23 protein-coding genes and 1 pseudogene are annotated in these 21,266 nt (G+C 39.5%); 16 read left to right on the forward strand and 8 right to left on the reverse strand.

All coding sequences use genetic code 11. The features are described from left to right. Positions 1–151 precede the first annotated feature (151 nt). Positions 152–1,144, reverse strand: coding sequence for an NAD(P)/FAD-dependent oxidoreductase (locus tag IQ10_RS17155; protein ID WP_144451698.1), 993 nt, complete (start codon positions 1,142–1,144; stop codon positions 152–154). Between the two features lie 343 nt (positions 1,145–1,487). Between IQ10_RS17155 and IQ10_RS17160 the strand changes: the two genes are divergently transcribed. Together IQ10_RS17160 and IQ10_RS18095 are read left to right on the forward strand one after the other, a co-directional pair. Next, positions 1,488–2,702, forward strand: a complete 1,215-nt coding sequence (locus tag IQ10_RS17160) for an NAD(P)/FAD-dependent oxidoreductase (RefSeq protein ID WP_144451737.1) — start codon at positions 1,488–1,490, stop codon at positions 2,700–2,702. Between the two features lie 197 nt (positions 2,703–2,899). Continuing rightward, positions 2,900–3,055 (forward strand): YuiA family protein, encoded by a 156-nt coding sequence (locus IQ10_RS18095; RefSeq protein WP_242009872.1) that lies wholly within the window; start codon positions 2,900–2,902, stop codon positions 3,053–3,055. Between the two features lie 242 nt (positions 3,056–3,297). Here IQ10_RS18095 and katG read toward each other — a convergent pair whose 3' ends face one another. After that, positions 3,298–5,508 (reverse strand): catalase/peroxidase HPI, encoded by a 2,211-nt coding sequence (katG, locus tag IQ10_RS17165; RefSeq protein ID WP_144451699.1) that lies wholly within the window; start codon positions 5,506–5,508, stop codon positions 3,298–3,300. 610 nt (positions 5,509–6,118) lie between these two features. Here katG and IQ10_RS17170 point away from each other — a divergent pair. Then, positions 6,119–6,436 (forward strand): YuiB family protein, encoded by a 318-nt coding sequence (locus IQ10_RS17170; RefSeq protein ID WP_199757449.1) that lies wholly within the window; start codon positions 6,119–6,121, stop codon positions 6,434–6,436. Positions 6,437–6,562: 126 nt separating this feature from the next. Further along, positions 6,563–7,267, forward strand: a complete 705-nt coding sequence (spsC, locus tag IQ10_RS17175; protein ID WP_437177699.1) for a stationary phase survival protein SpsC — start codon at positions 6,563–6,565, stop codon at positions 7,265–7,267. Between the two features lie 56 nt (positions 7,268–7,323). On the opposite strand, the gene IQ10_RS17180 is transcribed toward spsC, so the two are convergent. Both IQ10_RS17180 and IQ10_RS17185 read right to left on the reverse strand, forming a co-directional pair. Further along, positions 7,324–8,130 (reverse strand): cobalamin-binding protein, encoded by an 807-nt coding sequence (locus tag IQ10_RS17180; protein WP_144451701.1) that lies wholly within the window; start codon positions 8,128–8,130, stop codon positions 7,324–7,326. Between the two features lie 15 nt (positions 8,131–8,145). After that, positions 8,146–8,622, reverse strand: a complete 477-nt coding sequence (locus IQ10_RS17185; protein ID WP_144451702.1) for a divergent PAP2 family protein — start codon at positions 8,620–8,622, stop codon at positions 8,146–8,148. Between the two features lie 244 nt (positions 8,623–8,866). Between IQ10_RS17185 and IQ10_RS17190 the strand changes: the two genes are divergently transcribed. From IQ10_RS17190 to IQ10_RS17220, 8 genes are all read left to right on the forward strand, one after another. Further along, on the forward strand, positions 8,867–10,360 hold the full coding sequence (locus IQ10_RS17190) for a leucyl aminopeptidase (RefSeq protein WP_144451703.1): 1,494 nt from the start codon (positions 8,867–8,869) through the stop codon (positions 10,358–10,360). Positions 10,361–10,641: 281 nt separating this feature from the next. Next, positions 10,642–10,794 carry a hypothetical protein gene (locus IQ10_RS18465; protein ID WP_242009873.1) on the forward strand — a complete coding sequence of 51 codons (153 nt, stop codon included), beginning with the start codon at positions 10,642–10,644 and terminating at the stop codon, positions 10,792–10,794. A 92-nt stretch (positions 10,795–10,886) separates the two neighbouring features. Beyond that, on the forward strand, positions 10,887–11,069 hold the full coding sequence (locus IQ10_RS18470; RefSeq protein ID WP_242009874.1) for a hypothetical protein: 183 nt from the start codon (positions 10,887–10,889) through the stop codon (positions 11,067–11,069). Between the two features lie 186 nt (positions 11,070–11,255). Beyond that, positions 11,256–12,122, forward strand: coding sequence for an ectoine/hydroxyectoine ABC transporter substrate-binding protein EhuB (ehuB, locus tag IQ10_RS17200; RefSeq protein WP_144451704.1), 867 nt, complete (start codon positions 11,256–11,258; stop codon positions 12,120–12,122). Positions 12,123–12,227: 105 nt separating this feature from the next. Next, the gene (gene ehuC / locus IQ10_RS17205) at positions 12,228–12,899 is read left to right on the forward strand and encodes an ectoine/hydroxyectoine ABC transporter permease subunit EhuC (protein WP_144451705.1); all 672 of its coding nucleotides are present in this window, start codon (positions 12,228–12,230) and stop codon (positions 12,897–12,899) included. Beyond that, entirely contained in the window at positions 12,896–13,582 is a 687-nt protein-coding gene (gene ehuD / locus IQ10_RS17210; protein WP_144451706.1) for an ectoine/hydroxyectoine ABC transporter permease subunit EhuD, read from the forward strand. The genes ehuC and ehuD overlap by 4 nt, the downstream gene beginning before the upstream one ends. Continuing rightward, the gene (ehuA, locus tag IQ10_RS17215) at positions 13,579–14,397 is read left to right on the forward strand and encodes an ectoine/hydroxyectoine ABC transporter ATP-binding protein EhuA (protein WP_144451707.1); all 819 of its coding nucleotides are present in this window, start codon (positions 13,579–13,581) and stop codon (positions 14,395–14,397) included. Before ehuD ends, ehuA begins: the two co-directional genes overlap by 4 nt. Before the next feature lie 377 nt (positions 14,398–14,774). After that, a complete protein-coding gene (locus IQ10_RS17220; RefSeq protein WP_144451708.1) occupies positions 14,775–16,094 on the forward strand; it encodes a Na+/H+ antiporter family protein in 1,320 nt (439 codons plus the stop codon). 396 nt (positions 16,095–16,490) lie between these two features. Here the strand turns inward: IQ10_RS17220 and IQ10_RS17225 are convergent. Further along, positions 16,491–17,068, reverse strand: a pseudogene (locus IQ10_RS17225) (biotin transporter BioY). Between the two features lie 177 nt (positions 17,069–17,245). On the opposite strand from IQ10_RS17225, the gene IQ10_RS17230 reads away from it, so the two are divergent. Beyond that, on the forward strand, positions 17,246–17,680 hold the full coding sequence (locus IQ10_RS17230; protein ID WP_144451709.1) for an RDD family protein: 435 nt from the start codon (positions 17,246–17,248) through the stop codon (positions 17,678–17,680). Positions 17,681–17,925: 245 nt separating this feature from the next. On the opposite strand, the gene IQ10_RS17235 is transcribed toward IQ10_RS17230, so the two are convergent. Together IQ10_RS17235 and IQ10_RS17240 are read right to left on the reverse strand one after the other, a co-directional pair. Further along, positions 17,926–18,198, reverse strand: a complete 273-nt coding sequence (locus IQ10_RS17235) for an HU family DNA-binding protein (RefSeq protein WP_144451710.1) — start codon at positions 18,196–18,198, stop codon at positions 17,926–17,928. Between the two features lie 105 nt (positions 18,199–18,303). Continuing rightward, a complete protein-coding gene (locus IQ10_RS17240; protein WP_144451711.1) occupies positions 18,304–19,125 on the reverse strand; it encodes a YihY/virulence factor BrkB family protein in 822 nt (273 codons plus the stop codon). Between the two features lie 122 nt (positions 19,126–19,247). On the opposite strand from IQ10_RS17240, the gene IQ10_RS17245 reads away from it, so the two are divergent. The 3 genes from IQ10_RS17245 (at position 19,248) to IQ10_RS17255 (ending at position 20,613) form a co-directional block, all read left to right on the forward strand. Further along, a complete protein-coding gene (locus IQ10_RS17245; protein WP_144451712.1) occupies positions 19,248–19,649 on the forward strand; it encodes a hypothetical protein in 402 nt (133 codons plus the stop codon). A 7-nt stretch (positions 19,650–19,656) separates the two neighbouring features. Continuing rightward, positions 19,657–20,061: a hypothetical protein gene (locus IQ10_RS17250; RefSeq protein WP_144451713.1), complete on the forward strand. Its 405-nt coding sequence runs from the start codon at positions 19,657–19,659 to the stop codon at positions 20,059–20,061. 78 nt (positions 20,062–20,139) lie between these two features. Further along, positions 20,140–20,613: an S-ribosylhomocysteine lyase gene (locus tag IQ10_RS17255; protein ID WP_144451714.1), complete on the forward strand. Its 474-nt coding sequence runs from the start codon at positions 20,140–20,142 to the stop codon at positions 20,611–20,613. 31 nt (positions 20,614–20,644) lie between these two features. Here IQ10_RS17255 and IQ10_RS17260 read toward each other — a convergent pair whose 3' ends face one another. Then, entirely contained in the window at positions 20,645–21,220 is a 576-nt protein-coding gene (locus IQ10_RS17260) for a cysteine hydrolase family protein (protein ID WP_144451715.1), read from the reverse strand. Positions 21,221–21,266: the final 46 nt, after the last annotated feature.

Below are 21,266 nucleotides of genomic sequence, written 5' to 3' on the forward strand. Positions count from 1 at the left end.
GGCATTTAACTCGGGTGAGAGAGCCAGGTAATTTGGTAGGTAAGAACCTCAACCAACCGAATTGGTGTTGGGTAACTAGTTGTATGAGAGAGGATGGAGAAAATAAGGTATCCTCATTTTTATAACTCAATTCGGAAGGTGAGGTTCTAAATTAAAACATACTTGTGCTGTGGCCTGGGAAGAGTTTGGCATTTGGATCGATATAGGCTTTTGCATTGTTTACGGCTGTTGGTGCTTCACCGAAACCAGTGGCAATAAGCTTCACTTTACCATTGTACGTGCAAATATCGCCTGCTGCGTAAATTCCTTTTCTGCTTGTCTCCATTTTCGTATTCACGATAATCGAATTTTTCTCGATCTCTAAGCCCCATTCTTTGATTGGACCAAGGGAAGAAACGAAGCCAAAATTTACAATTACGGCATCTACATCCATCGTTTTAGTTGCGTCACCTTTGATTTCTTGGATGAGCACTTGCTCAATGGTCTCTTCATTTCCACGTAATTCTTTTATTTCAAATGGTGTTAAAATGTTTACTTTTGATTGTTTTAATAGTTCAACACTATGCTCATGGGCGCGGAACTTATCTCGACGATGAATAAGTGTTACTTCTTTTGCAATTGGTTCAAGCATGAGTGACCAATCGACAGCAGAATCGCCACCGCCAGAAATTAAAACACGCTTACCAGTAAATACGCTTAAATCTTGAACGAAATAATGTAGGTTTTTACCTTCATATTGACGCGCATTTTCAAGCTCTAATCGGCGTGGCTGAAATGCACCAGCGCCTGCAGTAATGATGATTGCTTTCGTGTAATGCTCTTCTTTGTCTGTTTTAATGATATAGCTTTCGTCTTCTTGCTGATGTAATTCCTGGACAGACTGTTCAAGCACAATCGTTGGTGAGAATTGCTGAGCTTGTTTTTCTAAATTGTTAACAAGTTCTTGTGCTTTAATTTTTGGGAAACCAGCTACGTCATAGATGTATTTCTCAGGATACAGGGCAGACAGTTGACCGCCTAACTGTGGCATACTTTCAATGATTTTCACTCTAGCTTGTCTCATTCCTGCATAAAAGGCTGCAAATAATCCAGTAGGACCGCCGCCAATAATTGTAATATCGTACATGTTGTCAGTATTTGTCATCAATTATCCACCCCCGAAAAAATTATGTAATCTTTTTCATTATATGCACAATTGAGACCAAAAAGAAAGGAAGAGGATTTATATATGAAGATTTCATTTTACATGCATATTCAGAAATGGATTCGCTTACATTATTATTAGGACAAGAATGAAAGTAAGAGAAGAACGTATAGAATAATTTAAAAATATAGTTGAAAAATGACTAGAAAAGCCATATTATAAAAGGTGTATTTTGTGACTGAATGACGACATTATTTATTTATTTACTATTTTTGCAACTTAGTTCGTGAAAAGAATCACAATGTTGTTTTCGGAGAAGTATAGCAAGGTAAATCTTATGAAGATGGAAGTGATTAGTTTGAAGAAGCCGAATATCGTTATTCTTGGTGCTGGCTATGGTGGAATGATTACAGCATCACGCTTAACAAAGCAGTTAGGGCATAATGAAGCTAGCATTACGTTAGTGAACAAGCATGACTATCATTATCAAACAACTTGGTTACATGAGCCAGCAGCTGGAACATTATCTCCAGAGCGTACTCGTATGCCTATTAATAGTGTACTTGATCTAAATAAAATCAAGTTCGTAAAGGATATTGTTGTTGAAATCAAACGCGACGAAAAGAAAGTCGTGCTTGAAAATGGCGAGTTAGAATATGATTACCTCGTTGTTGGATTAGGTGCTGAAGCTGAAACATTTGGTGTACCAGGTGTTTTTGAACACGCTTTTAGTAAGTGGACAGTAAATGGCGCTCGTGAAGTGAAGGAACATATTGAGTATATGTTTGCTAAATATAACAACACGCCTGAAAAGAAGGACGAGCTGTTAACATTTATTGTAGCTGGAGCGGGTTTCACTGGTATTGAATTCATTGGAGAGCTTTCTCATCGTTTACCTGAACTTTGTGCACGTTATGATGTTCCACGTGAAAAGGTAAAAATGTATGTGATTGAAGCAGCTCCTACGGCATTACCTGGTTTCGATCCAGAGTTGGTAGAATATGCTATGAACCTTCTTGAGAGTCGCGGTGTTGAATTCAAAATCAACTGCCCAATTAAAGAAGTAACAGAATCAGGCGTCTTACTTGCAAGTGGAGATGAAATTAAAGCAGAAACAATCGTTTGGGCAACGGGTGTACGTGGTAGCTCAATCATTGAAAAATCTGGCTTTGAAGCAATGCGTGGCCGTATTAAAGTTGATCCTGATTTACGCGCTCCTGGTCATGAAGACATCTTCATTATTGGAGACTGTGCACTTCTTATTAATGAAGAAATCAATCGTCCATACCCACCAACAGCTCAAATTGCAATGCAAATGGCTGAAGTATGTGCTAACAACGTTAAAGCGCTCATTAAAAATGAGTCACTTAAAACGTTTAAGCCAGATATTAAAGGTACCGTTGCATCACTTGGTGGTAAAGAAGCAATCGGTGTTGTTGGAGCGAGAAAATTATTTGGTTCATCAGCGAACTTTATGAAGAAAATGATTGATAACCGCTATTTATTCTTACTTGGTGGACCTGGACTTGTCTTAAAGAGAGGTAAAAACCCACTTTAATGTATATTTGAGAAACGAGCGCTTTTAAGCGTTCGTTTTTTTTTTTAGCTGTTTAAAATAGTGAGGAAAAGACGTATAAATGATTGAAAATATATGATATTGACGCTTAAATTAGTCAAGAGGAAGACTGTGAAGGTTTTAATGAATAGAAAATTCTGATAATATATTTTTTATATAAAAGAATAGGGGTGTATGAGGTGAAACATTCATATATAACTGAAGAATCTGAGTCTTGTCCTTACTGTGAGGGTGCGGGATATTTTCAATTGCTTTTAGGTGGAAGTGAAACATGTATACATTGTGAAGGGAATGGAGAGCAACGATCAACGAAAGAGAGTGTCTTGTCATCATAATAGGTTCCGTTTAGAGAGATTCAGTAAATAATACTACTATTTTAGGACCGAATTGCCCATGATTTGGTCTTTTTTTACTGGTAGAAAACAAGGTTTAGATATGCATGATAAAAAGCACCTTACTCGGGCTCCTGACCGCAGCACACTTTAAAGCGTGAGCTAGGACCAGGCACCCTTGTAAGGTGCTTCGGGATCAGGTTTTCTGTGCATCATGAATCTGCACAGTTCCAGTTTTTATTCTTCTAGTTAGCTGTATCAGCTGTTTTTTTAGATTTAAGGTCGAAACGATCTGCGTTCATGATCTTGACCCAGGCAGCGACAAAGTCTCGTACAAACTTCTCTTTGTTGTCGTCTTGTGCATACACTTCTGCAACGGCACGTAGAATAGAGTTAGAACCGAATACAAGGTCTACTCTCGTTGCAGTACGTACGATTTCTCCGCTCTTGCGGTCACGTCCTTCATAGACGCCTCCGTCTACAGGCTTCCACTCAATTCCCATGTCAAGGATGTTAACAAAGAAATCGTTTGTAAGTGTACCGACACGGTCTGTGAAAACGCCGTGTTGACTGCCAGCGTAGTTTGTACCGAGTACACGCATGCCGCCAATCAGGACCGTCATTTCAGGAGCTGAAAGGGTTAAAAGCTGTGCCTTATCCAAGAGGAGCTCTTCTGGAGTGACGCTATACTCTTGTTTCTGATAGTTGCGGAAACCATCAGCGACAGGCTCCAATACTTCAAAGTTTTCTATATCCGTTTGCTCTTGTGTGGCATCGCCGCGTCCTGGAGCAAATGGAACCGTAACATCAAAGCCTGCATCTCGTGCCGCTTTTTCGATGGCAGCACTACCGCCTAGTACAATCAAATCAGCAAGGCTTACTTTTTTATCCAACTGACTTTGGATGTTTTCTAATACAGTCAGCACTTTTGAAAGCTGTTCTGGCTGATTCACTTCCCAATCCTTTTGAGGCGTAAGTCGGATACGAGCACCATTCGCACCACCACGCATATCTGAGCCGCGGAAGGTACTAGCAGAAGCCCAAGCCGTTGTGACAAGCTCGCTTACTGTAAGCTCGGAGTCGAGGATTTTCGCTTTCAGCTCTTCAATTTCAGCATCAGTTAAGTCATAATCAACTGCTGGGATAGGATCCTGCCAGATGAACTCTTCTTCTGGAACTTCTGGACCAAGATATCTATCACGAGGACCCATGTCACGATGCAATAACTTGAACCAAGCACGCGCAAATGCTTCAGCAAACTCGTCTGGATTCTTATGGAAACGACGAGAAATCTTTTCGTATTCTGGATCCATACGCATCGCCATATCTGCCGTAGTCATCATCGTTGGAACACGTTTTGATGAATCGCCTGCATCAGGCGCAAGATGTTTCTCATCTGGGTTGATAGGTGCCCACTGATTCGCACCTGCTGGACTCTTCGTCAGCTCCCATTCATAGTCGAACAGCATATCGAAGAAACTCATATCCCACTGTGTCGGCGTTGGTGTCCATGCACCTTCAATCCCACTAGTAATCGTGAAAGGACCGTGGCCAGTTTCGTAAGAGCTTTTCCAGCCCAAGCCCATGGATTCAATCGATGAGCCTTCTGGTTCCTCACTAACAAGATTTGCATCTCCTGCACCGTGTGCCTTCCCAAATGTATGACCACCAGCTACGAGAGCTACGGTTTCTTCATCGTTCATTCCCATGCGTGCAAAAGTCTCGCGAATGTCGCGGGCACTTGCAACTGGATCTGGCTCGCCATTTGGACCTTCAGGGTTTACATAGATCAAGCCCATTTGAACGGCAGCAAGTGGATTCTCTAACTCACGCTCGCCAGAGTAGCGCTTATCCCCGAGCCATTCTGTTTCAATACCCCAGTTAACGTCTTCTTCTGGATGCCAGATGTCTTTGCGTCCACCTCCAAAGCCAATTGTCTTTCCGCCCATTGATTCAATCGCCACATTACCTGTTAGAAGAAGCAGGTCAGCCCAAGAGATCTTGTTACCATACTTCTGTTTAATTGGCCAAAGCAGGCGACGAGCTTTATCTAGGTTGCCGTTGTCAGGCCAGCTGTTAAGAGGAGCAAAACGCTGTGCGCCCGTTCCACCACCACCGCGGCCGTCTCCCATACGATATGTACCTGCCGAATGCCAAGACATACGGATAAAGAATGGTCCATAATGTCCGTAGTCAGCAGGCCACCAGTCCTGACTGTCTGTCATGAGATCGTGAAGATCCTTTTTCAATGCCTCGTAATCTAGTTTTTTAAATTGTTCTGCATAATCAAAATCAATCCCCAGTGGGTTCGTTTTCGTGTCATGCTGATTAAGAATGTTCAAGTTCAACTGGTTAGGCCACCAGTCTTTGTTTGTCGTGCCACGAGAAGTTTGACTAGTCGAATTGCCGTGGTTAAACGGGCACTTTCCGATGTTCTCATTGTCTTTCATATCCATACATTTTTCCCCTTTCTATTTTGAGAAGAGTAAGTAGCGACTGATTCTGCCTTCCAACATATGAAACATACAATTTGGAGGCAATATTCATTCTTACATTGTAATTATAATAAATTATCACATAAATAAAAAGTGAAAAGTAATAAATTATAAAAATATTAAATACATATAATGAATAATTTTTGTTGCGTACTCATAGCAGACTTCATAAAGGTGAAATATCATAACGGTTGAATGGATGGATTTAAAAAAAGTAGACACCGATTGATGTCATATTATCAAGAAGGAATTTCAAAACTACTTAATGAATCCGGGGCAAAATATACCATACTCTGAAAGAAAGGTAAGTTCGTATCGAATAGCATTCTTTCAACAAGGGGCACTTGAGTAACTTCTTTTGGTATGGGTGTTATTCATTTTTTACCACCACAATTTCAGAAAAAATTTTATTTAATTAATAAGGCTTGAGTTTAATAATGGAGTTACGGCGTCAGGTTTGTTTCTTTTTTCTTAAACAAAAAAACCAAAATGCCACAAAGATGTCATCATATTAAGTTGACTTGGGGAGACACAGTTCAGTAAACTTAAAAGGAATATGGGGGTGCAAGTTGTGTTTTTACCACAATTATTGATATCAATGATCTTATTCCTTATTTTATTTTTTGGAATCGGGTTCTTATTAAATATGGTTCTTCGTTCAACATGGATTATGGCTTTCTTTTATCCAATTGTCGTTATTTTGATTGTGGATGAAGTCGGTTTTTTTGACTACTTCACATCTCCACAAACAGCATTTCCAATGCTAGGATCAGATTTACTAGCTCTTCAAATTGTCGATATTCTCATTTTATCAAGTGGGTTTATCGGTACAATTATTGCAGGTATTGTGATTAAAATGTTACGTGTTCGTGGCTATCAAATGTTTTAAATGAAAGTCTCCCTATATAATGGGAGGCTTTTTTGTTATTAACCTTTAATGCTGAGATAGATACAGCATTTTTGTATAAATTTCATGTTCTCTGGGGATGATGAATCCATGAGAGGAGTGGAATTTTTGGCTCATATGAAAGTAGTAGGCCGAAGAGTAGGTATGATGAGTTTGTTCTTTGTCGCATTGTTGACCACGTTTCAAACCTTCTCTGGAGTAAGTGCCACTGACATTAGACAGTGGATGTTTGAGTATGAGGAGTTAGAACGTGAAAAGCTGCTACATACAGCAAGAGATCACGCATCTAAAATCATAACATCCCAAATAAAATCGCTACCGTTATTAAAAACAGCGGAGCAATCCATGTCTTCTGAGGTAGTTATGCCCGAACCGATAACGCTAGAAGAAGCAATTGATTGGTCTAAGTACCCTGCCGAAACAGTTATCGCAACAGGCTATACAGCAGGCTATGAATCAACGGGCAAACACCCTGACCATCCAAGCTATGGAATTACATTTTCAGGGGTGCAAGTAAAAAGAGACCTTTATTCGACGATTGCCGCAGATCCAAATGTGTATCCGATTGGGACAGTATTATTCATTCCGGGATATGGGTACGGGGTGGTAGCAGATACAGGATCAGCTATTAAAGGGAATCGTATTGATTTGTATTATGAAACTGTCGAAGATGTTTATCATCAGTGGGGCAAAAAGGAAATTAATGTATATATAGTTAAAAAAGGAAATGGTAAGCTCTCTGAAGAAGATTTAACAAATTTAAATGAAGATGATGCGGTGCAAGTGTTTCGTAATCAGATGTCCTATCAATAAACAAGGGAGTCTCGGTTTACTATCGAGGCTCCATTTGTTTATTGGTCCATATACGACTAAGGAAGAAGTGGGTCGATTCCATCATTTGCAGGAAAAACATCAGGGTGTAGCAGGGCACCTAGCTTCTTTAACCCAAGAAGCAAACGCGGTGAAGGGCGACAATATAAAGGCTCCTCAAGAATATGTACTTGATTTGCTTTTAAAGCATTTAAAGTAGGCCACTCTGGACGTTTCCATAAGAGCTCTGGTTTTACTTTTTCGGGTTGAATGCCGACCCAAGCAAGACAAATGTGATCGGGATCTTGCTTATAGACATCTTCCCAATCTGTTTGAACACTTGCTAGTTCAACATGCTCAAATACGTTTTGACCACCAGCGAGTCTGCTTATTTCCGTTAGCCAATTGAGTCCGCCTGGTGTAAAGACAGGCTTTGGCCACCACTCCCAGTACAGTCTAGTCGGTTCAACTTGAGAGGAATAATGTTTATAGGTTCGAATCAATTCTTGATACGTTTTAACGACCTGTTCTGCTTCTTTCTGTGTGGACGTGCGTGATCCTAAATCAAGTAGGTTTGCGGCAATATCGGCCAATGAATTTGGATTGTAAACGACATGAGGAATGCCTCTTTTTTTAAGCTCATCAACATTTTTTTCCATGCCAGGCACACTAAGCGAGGCGAGAACGAGATCAGGCTTTAATGCCTCTACTTCATCCATTCGAATAGATAAATCAGGGCCAAGACGTGGCAGTGCATTGATCGAAGCTGGCCAATCAGAATAGTCGTCGACTCCTACTAATTGCGAGGTTAAACCTAAGTATGCCAGTAATTCTGTATTACTTGGACAAATAGAAATAAGTCTCATTGTTTGCCCCTTTCTTTAATGAATAATCATGTCTAGAACGAGTGTAAGAATGATCCCAAGGAGACCTCCGAAGAAGACTTCAATTGGTTGATGTCCGAGTAGTTCCTTTAATTCTTTTCGTTTTTCTATTTCTTCCTTTTTAGGCCACGCCTTGACCTCCGTAACGAGTTTATTAAAATCAGTTACGAGTTGGTTGATCGCAGTTGCTTGGTAACCAGCATGTCGTCTTACTCCAGTTGCATCGAACATGACAATAATTCCGAACACTGCGGCGATAGCAAAAATCGTGGAATCTAGTCCAAATTCAAGCGCAATCGCTGTTGATAGTGCCGTTACGGCAGCAGAGTGAGAGCTTGGCATTCCACCTGTGCTTGTGAGCAACGCCCATTCAATTTTCCTTGTCGCAATGAAAGCTAGCGGTACTTTAACAAATTGCGCGAATCCAATCGCAAATAAAGCTGCCCAGAGAGGGAAGTTATCAAATATTTCCATTGTGGTTATAACGTCCTTTCCTATCAGACACATTAAAGGTATTTATATATTATTATGACATATCCGAAAAAAAGAAAAAATAATCTAATGATAAATCGGAATAAGGTTGACCCTCATTATATCATAAGTTTTCATGATATTCTTAAGCTGAGAGGAATCTGCTCTTTCTAAAAAGGTGCAATCGTTGCTTAATTAAAGTGGAAGGTAAATGTATAATAAAAAATCAAAAAAGGGGAGCGGGAAGATGGTAAAGTTCTATGTAAATAAATCAACTCAACCACATGAGGGTCTTGTCGTTGGTATTTTTGTGGAAAGTGGTTTTCATTCAAGTGTCGAAGAAATCGACAAGCGTATGGATCTGCAACTATCGACGTTAAAAAAGTCTGGTAAGCTATCAGCTAAGCTTGGAACTCAGACAGCTATTTATACGCTTGGAACACTAGACTCTGACATGTTATATGTGACAGGGCTTGGCAAAAAAGAAGATTTAACATCTGAACGCTTACGTAAAGCGATCGCAGGTGTTGGAAAAGAAATGGCTAAAAAGAAGGATCAGGATATCGGGATTCTTGTTGATAGCTTTGTAACAGAGACGCTTACAGCTATTGATGTCGCTACTTTAATTGGTGAATCACTAGCACTAAGCTTATATCAAGTGCTTGACTATAAGGAAAAGACAAATGAAGTGGATCGCCAACTTGAGTCGATTACTTTATATAGTGAGGAAGAGGAAGGGCCATTAACTCATGCTGCAAAAGTTGGTTATACATATGGAGTTGGCACAAATCGTGCCCGTGCACTTGTAAATACACCAGGAAACTTACTGACACCAACGGATTTAGCTGAAGAAGCAAAAGAGTTGGCCGAGAAACATGACTTTGAATTTGAAGTGCTCGAACGAGAAAATATGGAAAAACTAGGGATGGGCGCGTTGCTTGCTGTGGCTGCTGGGAGTGATCAGCCACCAAAGATGATTGTCATAAAGTATCAAGGAAATGACCATTCAGATGACTTAATCGGCTTTGTTGGAAAAGGTCTAACATTCGATTCTGGAGGAATCTCGATCAAGCCGGGAGAAAACATGCATCAAATGAAAATGGATATGGGCGGGGCTGCTGCTGTATTAGGGGCACTGGATATCATTGGAACGTTAAAGCCTAAAGTGAATGTTTTAGCCGTCATTCCATCATCAGAGAATATGTTAAATGGATCTGCTATGAAACCAGGTGATGTGATTCGCTCTCTTAGTGGAAAAACGATTGAGGTGCGAAATACAGATGCAGAAGGACGTCTTATTTTAGCAGACGGTATAACGTACGCTAAACAACTTGGTGCAACGATGCTAATTGATGTAGCGACGTTAACAGGTGCCGTTTTAGTTGCTCTTGGTGATTGTACGACTGGGGCAGTGACTAATCATGAAGAGCTTATGCAGGAAGTGCTTGAGGCTTCAGCTAAAACAGATGAATGGATTTGGGGCTTGCCAAACTTTCAACCGTACAAAGATATGCTGAGAACGAGTGATGTAGCTGATTTAAATAATGCACCAGGGCGCTTAGCGGGAAGTATCACGGCAGGTTTGTTTATTGGAGAATTTGCTGAAGAAACGCCTTGGGTTCACCTTGATATTGCGGGTACGGCTTGGCAATCGAAAGCAACACACCTCGGGCCACTTGGAGGTACAGGGGTGATGGCGCGGACGCTTGCTCTATTCGCTATCAATCGCGCAACAAAATAAAAACATAACCAAAATCTAAGAAAACATCACATTTACGTATAAGTAGATGTGATGTTTTCTTACATTGCAAGAGCATATGACCATATGAGGGAGTTGTATAGAGTATATGAACAGATGAGAAGTCCTACATCTTCTGAGCTTGTTATATAGCAGCCTATTCCTTAATAAGGTAAAATCTGAAGATTGTGAGACTTTATTCTTTCAAGTATCATGATTAGTAACTAATTTTTTAAAAGAATACATATTTTTCCACAATTTCACAGGGTGGAGGTCAGACATCGATGAAATTTCTACGACTAATTGACCGTATGCTTGTGAAAATCGAAGAACATATTCTTAGTTACTCCATTATTATTATTCCGATTATGGTTGTTGGGAACGTAATAAATCGAGCAAATTACGGGCAGAAGTTGGTCTTTCTCTCAAGAAATTAGCCTCTTTGCTGTAAAGCTAGCTACATTTAGGGGCATTAGTTACGTACGCAGCGAGAAAAGGGAGACATATTAGCATATCAGCATTTTTTGATATAGCTCCATTTCCGATTAGAAAAGCACTAGCAATCATTATTCCCGCGATAACAGTTATTCTCCTTTTTGTCTTAGCAGGAGATGCTTTTGATTATTTTATGTCGCTTTATAAAAGTGGACGTGTGACAACAGCTTTGCAAATGCCAGCATGGGTCATGGTTATTTTTACCCCCTTGGTTTAGCTTTAGGCATTCAATTTTTACGAAATATGTGGGTTAACATTAAAGAGTTTCTTCGTTTATACAGAATTAATTTAACATTCAGTATAGGGAGTGTTCTCTTGGTGGTTATGTTATACAGTTCATATCCTATTTTCATTAATATGGGTATAACTTATAAAATGAGTGATACAAAAGGAGGATTAATTCATGAAAAGATTGACGATGGCATTTGTTTTAGTCGGATTGCTTTTTTTCCTAGCAGCATGTGGCGGATCAGATGAAACAGGAGGGGACTCTGGTTCTGGAGACACAATTAAAGTGGGAGTTGCCAACGAAGAACCTTATGGCTTTATTGATTTAACAACGGATGAAGTAACAGGGGCAAATGCGGAAATTGCACGTGCTGTTTTCCAGAGCATGGGTTATGAAGATGTTGAAGGTGAAATCACAGATTGGAACTCGTTAATTCCTGGATTAAATGCTGGGAACTACGATGTTGTTACAGCAGGGATGGATATTCGACCAGAACGTTGTGAGCAAGCAGAGTTCGCTAATATAGAGTTGGTGTATGGTGAGGGTATGGCTGTTGCAGCAGGAAATCCTCATAACCTGCATAGTTATGAAGATTTAGTAGCAAATGAAGACTTAACTGTTTCCATTATGGCTGCTGCTAATCAAATCGAAATGTTAAAACAACTTGGTATGGATGAAAGCCGTATTATTACAGCAGACTCGATCGCTGATAATATTGCGGCGTTAGAATCTGGAAATGTAGATGTGACGGTTATGACAGAAGCTACATTAACGGCCGCGTTAGAATCTGCAAATCTTGATGTAATTGAAAGAGCTGAGCCTTTCACTCAACCTGTTATTGATGGTGAGCCACAAGTTGCCTACGGTGGGGCTGTGTTTGCTGATACAGATGAAGGGCGTGAATTGCGTGACCAATATAATGAGCATTTGCAAGAGTTAATTGACTCAGGTGAATTGTTAGAAATTATTTCAGAATTTGGATTTGACGAAAGTAATGTTCCTACTGGCGACGTAACAACTGAAGATCGTTGTAATCAATAATTCAAACTGAAATGAGTAGGAAAGCGTGGTGTGTTGTTGCATAAAAGTAGCTTCCCCATGCTTTTTTCTATTACATAATTTGCAAGAATCAAGGAGTGAAAATGAATGTTCACAAATGCAGATTATTTTATCCCTGTTTTACTAAGAGGACTTGAAGTTACGGTACAAGTGTTTTTACTTGGGGCTTTATTTGCTTATACCATTGCCTTTGTTGCTGGTATTGGAAGAACATCGCAAATAGGTAGTATTCGCTTTATTTCAACTGTTTTTGTTGAGTTATTCCGTGGCACATCATTACTTGTGCAAATGTTCTTTTTCGTTTTTGCACTACCACTTATTTTTCCTGGGTTGTCGATGTCGACATTTTTAGCAGGAGCATTGGCATTAGGGTTGAATTATGGCGCATATGCATCAGAAATTGTACGAGGGGCGATTCTATCCATCTCTCATAGTCAAACGGAAGCAGCAATCTCGCTAAATATGAGCAAATGGCAGCGATTGAGATTAGTTATTTTGCCACAAGCTGTTCGTTTAATGTTACCTGGTTTTGGTAATAACGCAATTGAACTTTTAAAAGGAACTTCACTCGTCTCGATTATCTCATTATCCGATATGACGTTTCGTGCAACTTTACTTAGAAGTAGTAACACATCGCTTGCAAGCCAAGTCGAAATTTTTATGTATTTATTAATCCTTTATTTCCTATTAGCATTACCACTAATCTTCTTAGCAAGGTGGTTAGAAAAACGAGCATCTAAAGGGGTGAGTACAGCATGAATACGAACGCATGGGATTGGGGATTTGCGATTGAGGTCTTTCCGCATATAGTTAAAGCGATTGGCGTTACGATTAGTGTTACTTTCATCGCCTATATTATCTCCTTAACAGTTGGACTTGTGCTCACGTTGTTACGGCGTTCAAGTATAAAGGTGCTCTCATTAACGATTGCCGGAATCGTTGAATTTATTCGGGCGACCCCGCCACTTGTACAGCTGTTTTTTGTTTATTACGCTACAGGATTAAATGGTTTTCAAACAGGTGCACTCGTTTTAGGGTTGCATTATAGTACGTATATTTCAGAAATCTATCGTTCTGGAATTGAGTCCGTACCAAAAAGTCAGTGGGAAGCTGCAAAAGCATTAAACTTTACAAAACCACAAACATGGAAAAAAGTGATATTGCCACAGGCGATTCCGCCGGTGATCCCAATGCTCGGAAACTATTTAATTGTGTTGTTTAAAGAAACGCCACTATTATCAGCGATTTTTGTTGTCGAGATGCTTCAAGTTGCACAAACAATTGGTGGACAAACATTCCGTTATGTTGAACCAATTACGATTGTAGGGTTCTTATTCTTAGTGTTAAGTTATCCTTCCGCCTTATTTATTCGTTATTTAGAAAAAAGAGTAGGTAAACTAGATTCTAAAAATCCGGTGCAACAAAGAGGAGTGAAAGTATGAGTGAACAAGTAGCTAATCAAACCGATATACAAACGGAAAAAGTCACAGACAAACTAATTGTTCGTTATAAAGGGGTTAGTAAATCATTTGGTGATACAACGGTGTTAAATCAATTGGACTTAGATATTGCCAAGGGAGAAAAGATTGCCTTAATCGGTCCATCTGGTTCAGGGAAAACAACGATCATTCGGATGCTAATGACGTTAGAAGAACCCTCTTCAGGAACGATTGAAGTTGATGGGGAAATGCTGTGGCATAAAGAAGTAGATGGAAAACTTGTACCAGCTGACGAAAACCATCTACGTAAAGTACGCGGAAATATTGGAATGGTCTTCCAACAGTATAACTTATTTCCGCATATGACGATTTTAAAAAATTGTACAGTCGCTCCCATTAATGTGCTTGGTATTAGTAAAGCCGAAGCGATTACAAGAGCAAAAGAAATGCTTGAAAAGGTTGGCTTAAAAGACAAAATGGATTATTATCCATCGCAATTATCTGGCGGTCAGCAACAACGTGTGGCCATTGCTAGGTCGCTCGTAATGAGACCAAAGGTAATGTTATTTGATGAAGTAACCGCTGCTCTTGACCCAGAGCTCGTCGGTGAAGTGCTCGAAGTTATAAAAGATATTGCCTCAGACGGGGAAACAACGATGATCTTAATTACCCACGAAATTGATTTTGCTCGTGATGTAGCAGACCGCGTTTTTTTTCTGGATGCAGGTAAAATTGCAGAATATGGAAATCCGGAAGATGTTTTAGTGAATCCGCAAAGTGAACGTTTAAAGGCATTTTTGAAACGATTTAATTCGTAATGATGTGGTCTGTGTAATGAAGAAAATTCAAGCTTGTGGTGGGTTGTTCAGAAGAGTCCAGAAGAAATTCAAGAGGAAGGCATTTTGCCGAGAGGAACGCGGGAAGAGTGTGCATACTGAGCAGTAATATAAAATAGCAGGCGCCCATCATACGGGCGTCTTTTGCTTTTTGGGAGTAAGTTGGTTAGTATCTAGTTGGAAAGAAAAGAATGAGGCTTTTCCATCCTAGTTTAAAGCATAGGCTTAAACATGTTTTTGTTTCTAATTCCTTATTGTAAAAAAGTATCTGTTGACATAAATAGTAAGCTGGTGTTAGTTTTATTGAGTGCTTTTTTACATTAGTGTTTTAGTAGAATAAAGAATTTGGAGTTGATTATATGAATGCAGTTTTTGTAGCTGTTATTGTCATGATCATTCTTAGTCTCGTACGTGTACACGTAGTGCTTGCTCTAGCAATAGGCGCGCTCATCGGTGGTTTACTCGGCGGCATTGGCTTAGAAGAGACAATAACGGTTTTTAGTGATGGTCTTGGTGGGAGTGCAAACGTAGCCCTTAGTTATGCTCTTCTTGGGGCATTTGCGGTTGCGATTGCTCGTACAGGATTACCAGATGTAATGGTTCGATCTGTCATTAAGCTTGTTGGTCGTAGTGAAGATTCGCGAAAAAAAGCACTGTCAAAGGCACTTATTTTCTTTTTGTTAGCTCTAATTTCGTGTTTCTCTCAAAATGTTGTGCCGATTCATATTGCCTTTATTCCAATATTAATTCCACCTATCTTGAAAATCTTAAATGAACTTGGTGTTGACCGTCGTGCGGTTGCTTCGATTTTAACATTTGGCTTAACAGCGCCTTATATTTTCTTACCTTATGGATTTGGAGCAATCTTTCACGGGATCGTCGTGGATAATATGGCAGAGAGTGGCCTGGTTGTTGAGGTTTCGGATTTACCAACAGCTATGGCTCTACCAACTTTAGGGCTTGTGATTGGTCTATTGGTCGCGGTGTTTATTACGTACCGTAAACCTCGCCACTATCAAGACCGTGATATTGTTGGTATGAAAGAAGAGCAACAAGTGTATTCAACATGGTCTGTGATAACAGCGATTATTTCTATTATCACGACATTAGTTGTTCAAACAATCTCAGAATCCATGATTATGGCAGCCTTGGCTGGGATTGTTGTTTTACTTGTTAGTGGCTCTTTAAAATGGAAGGAAGCAGATGGTGTCGTAACAGAAGGAATGAAAATGATGGCCTTTATTTCATTCGTCATGTTAGCGGCTTCTGGATTTGCTGCAGTTATTCGTGAAACAGGACATGTGGATTTACTCGTTTTGCAAGTAGGCGCGATTGTTGGCGAGAGTCAAGCTGCAGCTGCTTTGCTTATGTTACTAGTAGGTTTATTTGTGACGATGGGCATTGGTTCGTCATTTGCCACGATTCCAATCATCGCTACATTATTTGTACCACTAGGTCTTGCTGCTGGTTTTTCACCTTTAGCGATTATTTCATTAATTGGTACAGCTGGAGCATTAGGTGATGCGGGTGCACCAGCATCTGATAGTACACTAGGCCCGACAGCTGGTTTGAATGCAGATGGTCAACATAATCATATTTGGGATACATGTGTACCGACATTTCTACACTTTAATATTCCACTCTTTATATTTGGTTGGATTGCAGCCATGGTATTATAAGAAAACATGTCGATTGGATTTGAGGCCAATCGACATTTTTTTGAAACTTTTTCCTCTCCTTATACGTCTACTTCAGGTTCAATCATAAGAAAAGCGAAAGCGCCTCGTTTTGCCGCGACAAGTGCTGGAGGCCTTTCTGTGTGTTGCCGGGTTTTAGGCAACCATTGACAGGCAGAAGCAACCTCGAGCGGCTAGGCGCTGTAGCTAGACATAAAGAAAAGCGAAAGCGCCTCGTTTTGCCGCGACAAGTGCTGGAGGCCTTTCCATGTGTTGCCGGGTTTTAGGCAACCATTGACAGGCAGAAGCAACCTCGAGCGGCTAGGCGCTGTAGCTAGACATAAAGAAAAAGGTCTGTCCTCTAAAACGGATATAATAATTGGATCAGACCCTTATTTTTTAGGTTGCATGTTGAAGATGATTTCTACTTTTTTTGATAGTATGATAAATTCGTTTTGATAAAATGGCAGCAAACATAGTGAGAATAATATTTTTTATTAGCGGGGCTGCCATCCAACTCCACACAAGTTTGTAGCTAACTGCTTAAGACCCGTAAGGATTTGGAAGGCGAAGTACATATAATGTGTCCCAAACATATAAATAATGATAAGACCGACGAAGCAAGCAATCATAAATGTCTTTAAGCTTTTCTGCTTACTTTTTTCAATAATTAATCCCGTTACGAATGCTACTAAGAATCCGAATATTGGACTAATAAACGTGCTTAGACCACCTTTGAACTTAGCAAAAACGGAAAAGCCAATGAGTCCGACAAGTAAATAGATGGTCATTTATAAAGCTCCTAATCTGCTTCCGAGTAAGGAGCCAGCTAGAATGGCAAATAGAGTTTGCGTAGTGATAGGAACAGAGCCGATTACTAAAAAGGAGGTAACGTTTGCTCCAATTGTCATTAAAGCCGCAAACATTGCAACGAGAACCAGGGCAACTGTTCTTAAAGATGCATTGGATCGAGTCATTTGTTCACATCTTTTTTATTTGTGGTTAACATTAGAATAGGAATTAACTGGTTTCATGTCAATATTTTTTGGAAATGGGTATACAAAGGACGCTTGGTTTTTGTGCAGGGAATTTTGAAATTTGGTATACTAATGAATGTTTGTCATTAAATCAGATATTAAAAGGAGGATAAAAAGATGGTCGAACGTCCAGCGGGTTTTTGGATTCGTCTCGGTGCTACTCTTATTGATGGATTACTTATCGCTGTAGTAGGTCTAATTGTCACTACATTAATAGGTATCAGCTTTGAAGAGGGAGAAATAATACAAAATATAATGAATTTACTTTATGCATTAATCCTACCAGTGGTATGGTATGGTTATACGATAGGGAAGCGTATTTGTGGTGTTCGTATTGTGAAATTGGATGGAAGTAACGTAGGATTTGGTACAATGTTACTTAGAGTGATTGTAGCTATGTTTGTCTATGTCATTACGTTAGGAATTGGTTTGATCGTTACGATCTTTATGGTTGCATTCCGTAAAGATAAACGAGGAATTCATGACATGCTTGCGAAAACCTATGTAACATATAAAAAACCTGATGAAGGAAATCCGTATCAAGAATCATAATAACAAAGAGGCTGACTAAAAAGGTAAGCTTATCCCATCAATGGCGATGAGTATCTGAGTCAGCCTCTATTTTATTCGGTGATGTCTAGCGCAAGTAGTCAAAGCGCTTTCGCTTTTCTTTATGTCTAGCTACAGCGCCTAGCCGCTCGAGGTTGCTTCTGCCTGTCAATGGTTGCCTAAAACCCGGCAACTCATGGACAGGCCTCCAGCACTTGTCGCGGCTGAACAAGGCGCTTTCGCTTTTCTTATTTCACTGCATCTTTTAATTGTTTACCTGCTTTGAAGGCAGGAGTTTTTGTAGCTGCAATATCAATTTCCTCACCAGTCTGCGGGTTACGTCCTTTTCTCGCTGCCCGTTCCCGAACTTCGAAATTCCCAAAGCCGATTAACTGGACTGTCTCTTCCTTTGACATCGCTTCGGTAATTAATTCAAATACAGCATTAACAGCACTTCCTGCATCTTTTTTTGATAATTGAGTCCGTTCAGCAACTGCTTGAACAAGTTCTGTTTTATTCATCTACTCATCTCCATTTCGATAATCAACTCTAATCTGCTACCCATTATGTCCAAATGTCTTATTTATATACATTGTCCTTTCTGGTTCTAAGCGTATGATCTATAGTCATGTTGCTCTACGTTTTTGTTCATAAAGGGAAGCATTGATTTCACCACCAATAATAAGGATCATACCAGTAAGAAAAAACCAAAGCATGAGAATAATAACGCCACCAAGGCTTCCATAAGTCGCAGAGAAGTTAGCGAAATTGCTAATGTATGTTGAAAATGCAAATGAAATCATTTGCCATCCGACTGTTGCTGTCACTGCTCCAACGATGACTTGTCTAAACTTTAATTTCACGTTCGGTGCAATCCAATAAACGAATGTGAGGACTAAGGTCATTAGACTAATCCCTACAATCCAGCGGAGCATGCTAAGCAGTATAATGGTCTTCTCTGGAACAAAGAAGTACGTCTCCATGGCTAGAATAATCACATCACCAAATACTGGAAGGAGCAGAGTGACGACAAAAACGATAATCATGCCAATCGTTAACAGAATTGAAAGCAAGCGAAGTGCAAAAAAATGACGTGTTTCTTCAATATTATAAGAGCGATTAACAGCCCGAATTAACGCGTTGACCCCATTTGAAGCAGACCAAATGGTAGCGAGTATTCCAAAAGAGAGGAGCCCTCCTTGAGGTTTACTAATGACATCAAGAATAGTTGAGGAAAACAGTTCGGCTATTGCTGAAGGAATATAATCATGGATAAAGGAATCAACTACCTCGATATTGACATTTAAATAAGGAACGAGTGCAAGGATGAAAATCATCAAAGGAAAAATCGATAGCATGAAGTAAAAGGCAAGGGTAGCTGCCCAGTCTGGAATGGGGTCCGTTTTCAGTTGATGAATAAACGTTTTCGTAAAAGAATTTTTTTTCATTACGTTCTCCTTTCTACTAACTTTGCTTTTTCAAGACAGTCTCTTCTTTCTTAGCGGTCAAACCGTGTATAATGAAATGATACGGAAGCATGATTCCATTTTAAGAAAAGGAGAAGATAAATATGAATCGAACTAGATTTTTACTTCGAACCTCAGCCATTTATGCCTTGATCGGAACATTTATAGGCTCACATATGGCAGGAGCTGGCTCGATGTTATTTCGAGCCATACATGCTCATATTTTAGTAGTTGGCTGGCTTTCCTTGTTTGCATTTGCTGTTTTTTATCGAATGTTTATGATACCGAAATCTTCAAAGCTTGCTACTGTACATGTTTGGACTGCTTTTATAGGTGCGTTTGGTTTAACAGGTGGAATGTATCTCCATTATTTTAAGCCACCTCTAATGCCAGAAATCGTTTATTTATTGTTCTATATTATTGGGGGAACAATCTTAGTTATTAGTTTTATCCTTTTTGCGATTATGACGTTTGTATATGGAAGAGCCATAACAGATAAGGAGTGATGTGAACGTGACCTATCACGCAAAAGAACCGAAATTTTTATGGATTCTTCTTTTTGTGATGACGCTAACTTACACATATGCATTAGATTCTGCTTTTGAATATATTGCTTATGTAGTATTATTTCTCTTTTTTGCGGCCATGACGACGAATTACAAATTAGAAATTTTAGAAGATTCCTTGAAATATGAGATTCGTATTTTAAGTATGGCGATTTCAAAGCGAGTCGTTAAGCCGAATGAAATTGAAAAAGTACATATGATTCACGCAGGTTCAAGGCCGATTGTTCTTGTCCATCTCAAAAAAGGAATGAGACTGAAGCTTCATCGTTTTGTTCCAGAAGGATATGATGAAAATCTTGCACAATTTGCTCACAAACATGCGATCTTGATTGATAGAACAGGTAATAAGTAAAGGATGAAATCTCATTTTAATGTAAGATTTATTCTGTTATAATAAATGATAGAAAACGTTTATTAAGGAGTGAAACACATGCCAACAGTTGAAAGCTTTGAACTTGATCATACAATTGTGAAAGCACCATATGTACGCCATTGTGGTACGCATAAAGTTGGAACAGATGGTGAAGTAAACAAATTTGATATTCGCTTCTGTCAACCAAATAAGCAAGTGATGAAACCAGATGTGATTCATACGATGGAGCATCTTCTTGCTTTAAATATTCGTCATTTTGCAGAAGACTATGACCATTTTGATGTTATCGACTTGTCGCCTATGGGCTGTCAAACAGGCTTCTATCTTATTATGAGCGGAACTCCATCAGTTGATGAAATTATTGATGTTCTAGAAAAGACAATGAAGTATTCTCTAGAAATTGACGTTGTACCAGCTGCGACGGAAAAGCAATGTGGTCAAGCTAAGCTACATGATCTAGACGGAGCGAAAAGATTGATGCGTTTTTGGTTAGAGCAGGATAAGGAATCGTTAAAACAAGTATTTGCTTAAAAGGTCTGATCAGCTAGAATTATCTAGCTGGTCAGTTTTTTTCATTCGCTTGATTTAAGATATCTTTAGAGAGAGAGGTGTCGGCTTTTAAGACATCTTTCATCAAATGGACGGCTTCTTGATTTGCTTCTACAGTATTGGATGCGATACAGTCAGCGGGAATCATGAGCTTAAAGTGGCGCATATACGCATCATTAGCAGTGAATTGTACACACATATTTCCAGCCACTCCAGTTATGATGAGTGTATCAACATTTAAATGTTCAAGTAATAATTCTAGAGGCGTGGCAAAAAAGCCTGAGAATTGCGGTTTGAGAACGAAATAATCATCCGCATCGGGCTTTAGGAGATTAGCGATTGGTCTCCCTCTGACATCGCTCTCCATACAATAATCAACGATGCTGCGAAAATCAGATTGCCACCTTCCGTAATTATCATTGACATAAATGACAGGAATATCGATTGTTTTTAGACGTTTTTTCAAGGCTGAAATATGTTTTGCAGCTTCGAGGGCATGAGGAAACAAAAGATTGCCATCGTCAAATTCAAGGTCATTAATCATATCAATAATGAGCAAGGCATAGCCTTGCGATTGAGAAGAAACCATATGGATAAACCCTCCTAGACATTTAGATACTTATCATCATAACATG

Source organism: Halalkalibacter nanhaiisediminis (assembly GCF_007830185.1).
GTDB classification, from domain to species: domain Bacteria; phylum Bacillota; class Bacilli; order Bacillales; family Bacillaceae_D; genus Halalkalibacter; species Halalkalibacter nanhaiisediminis.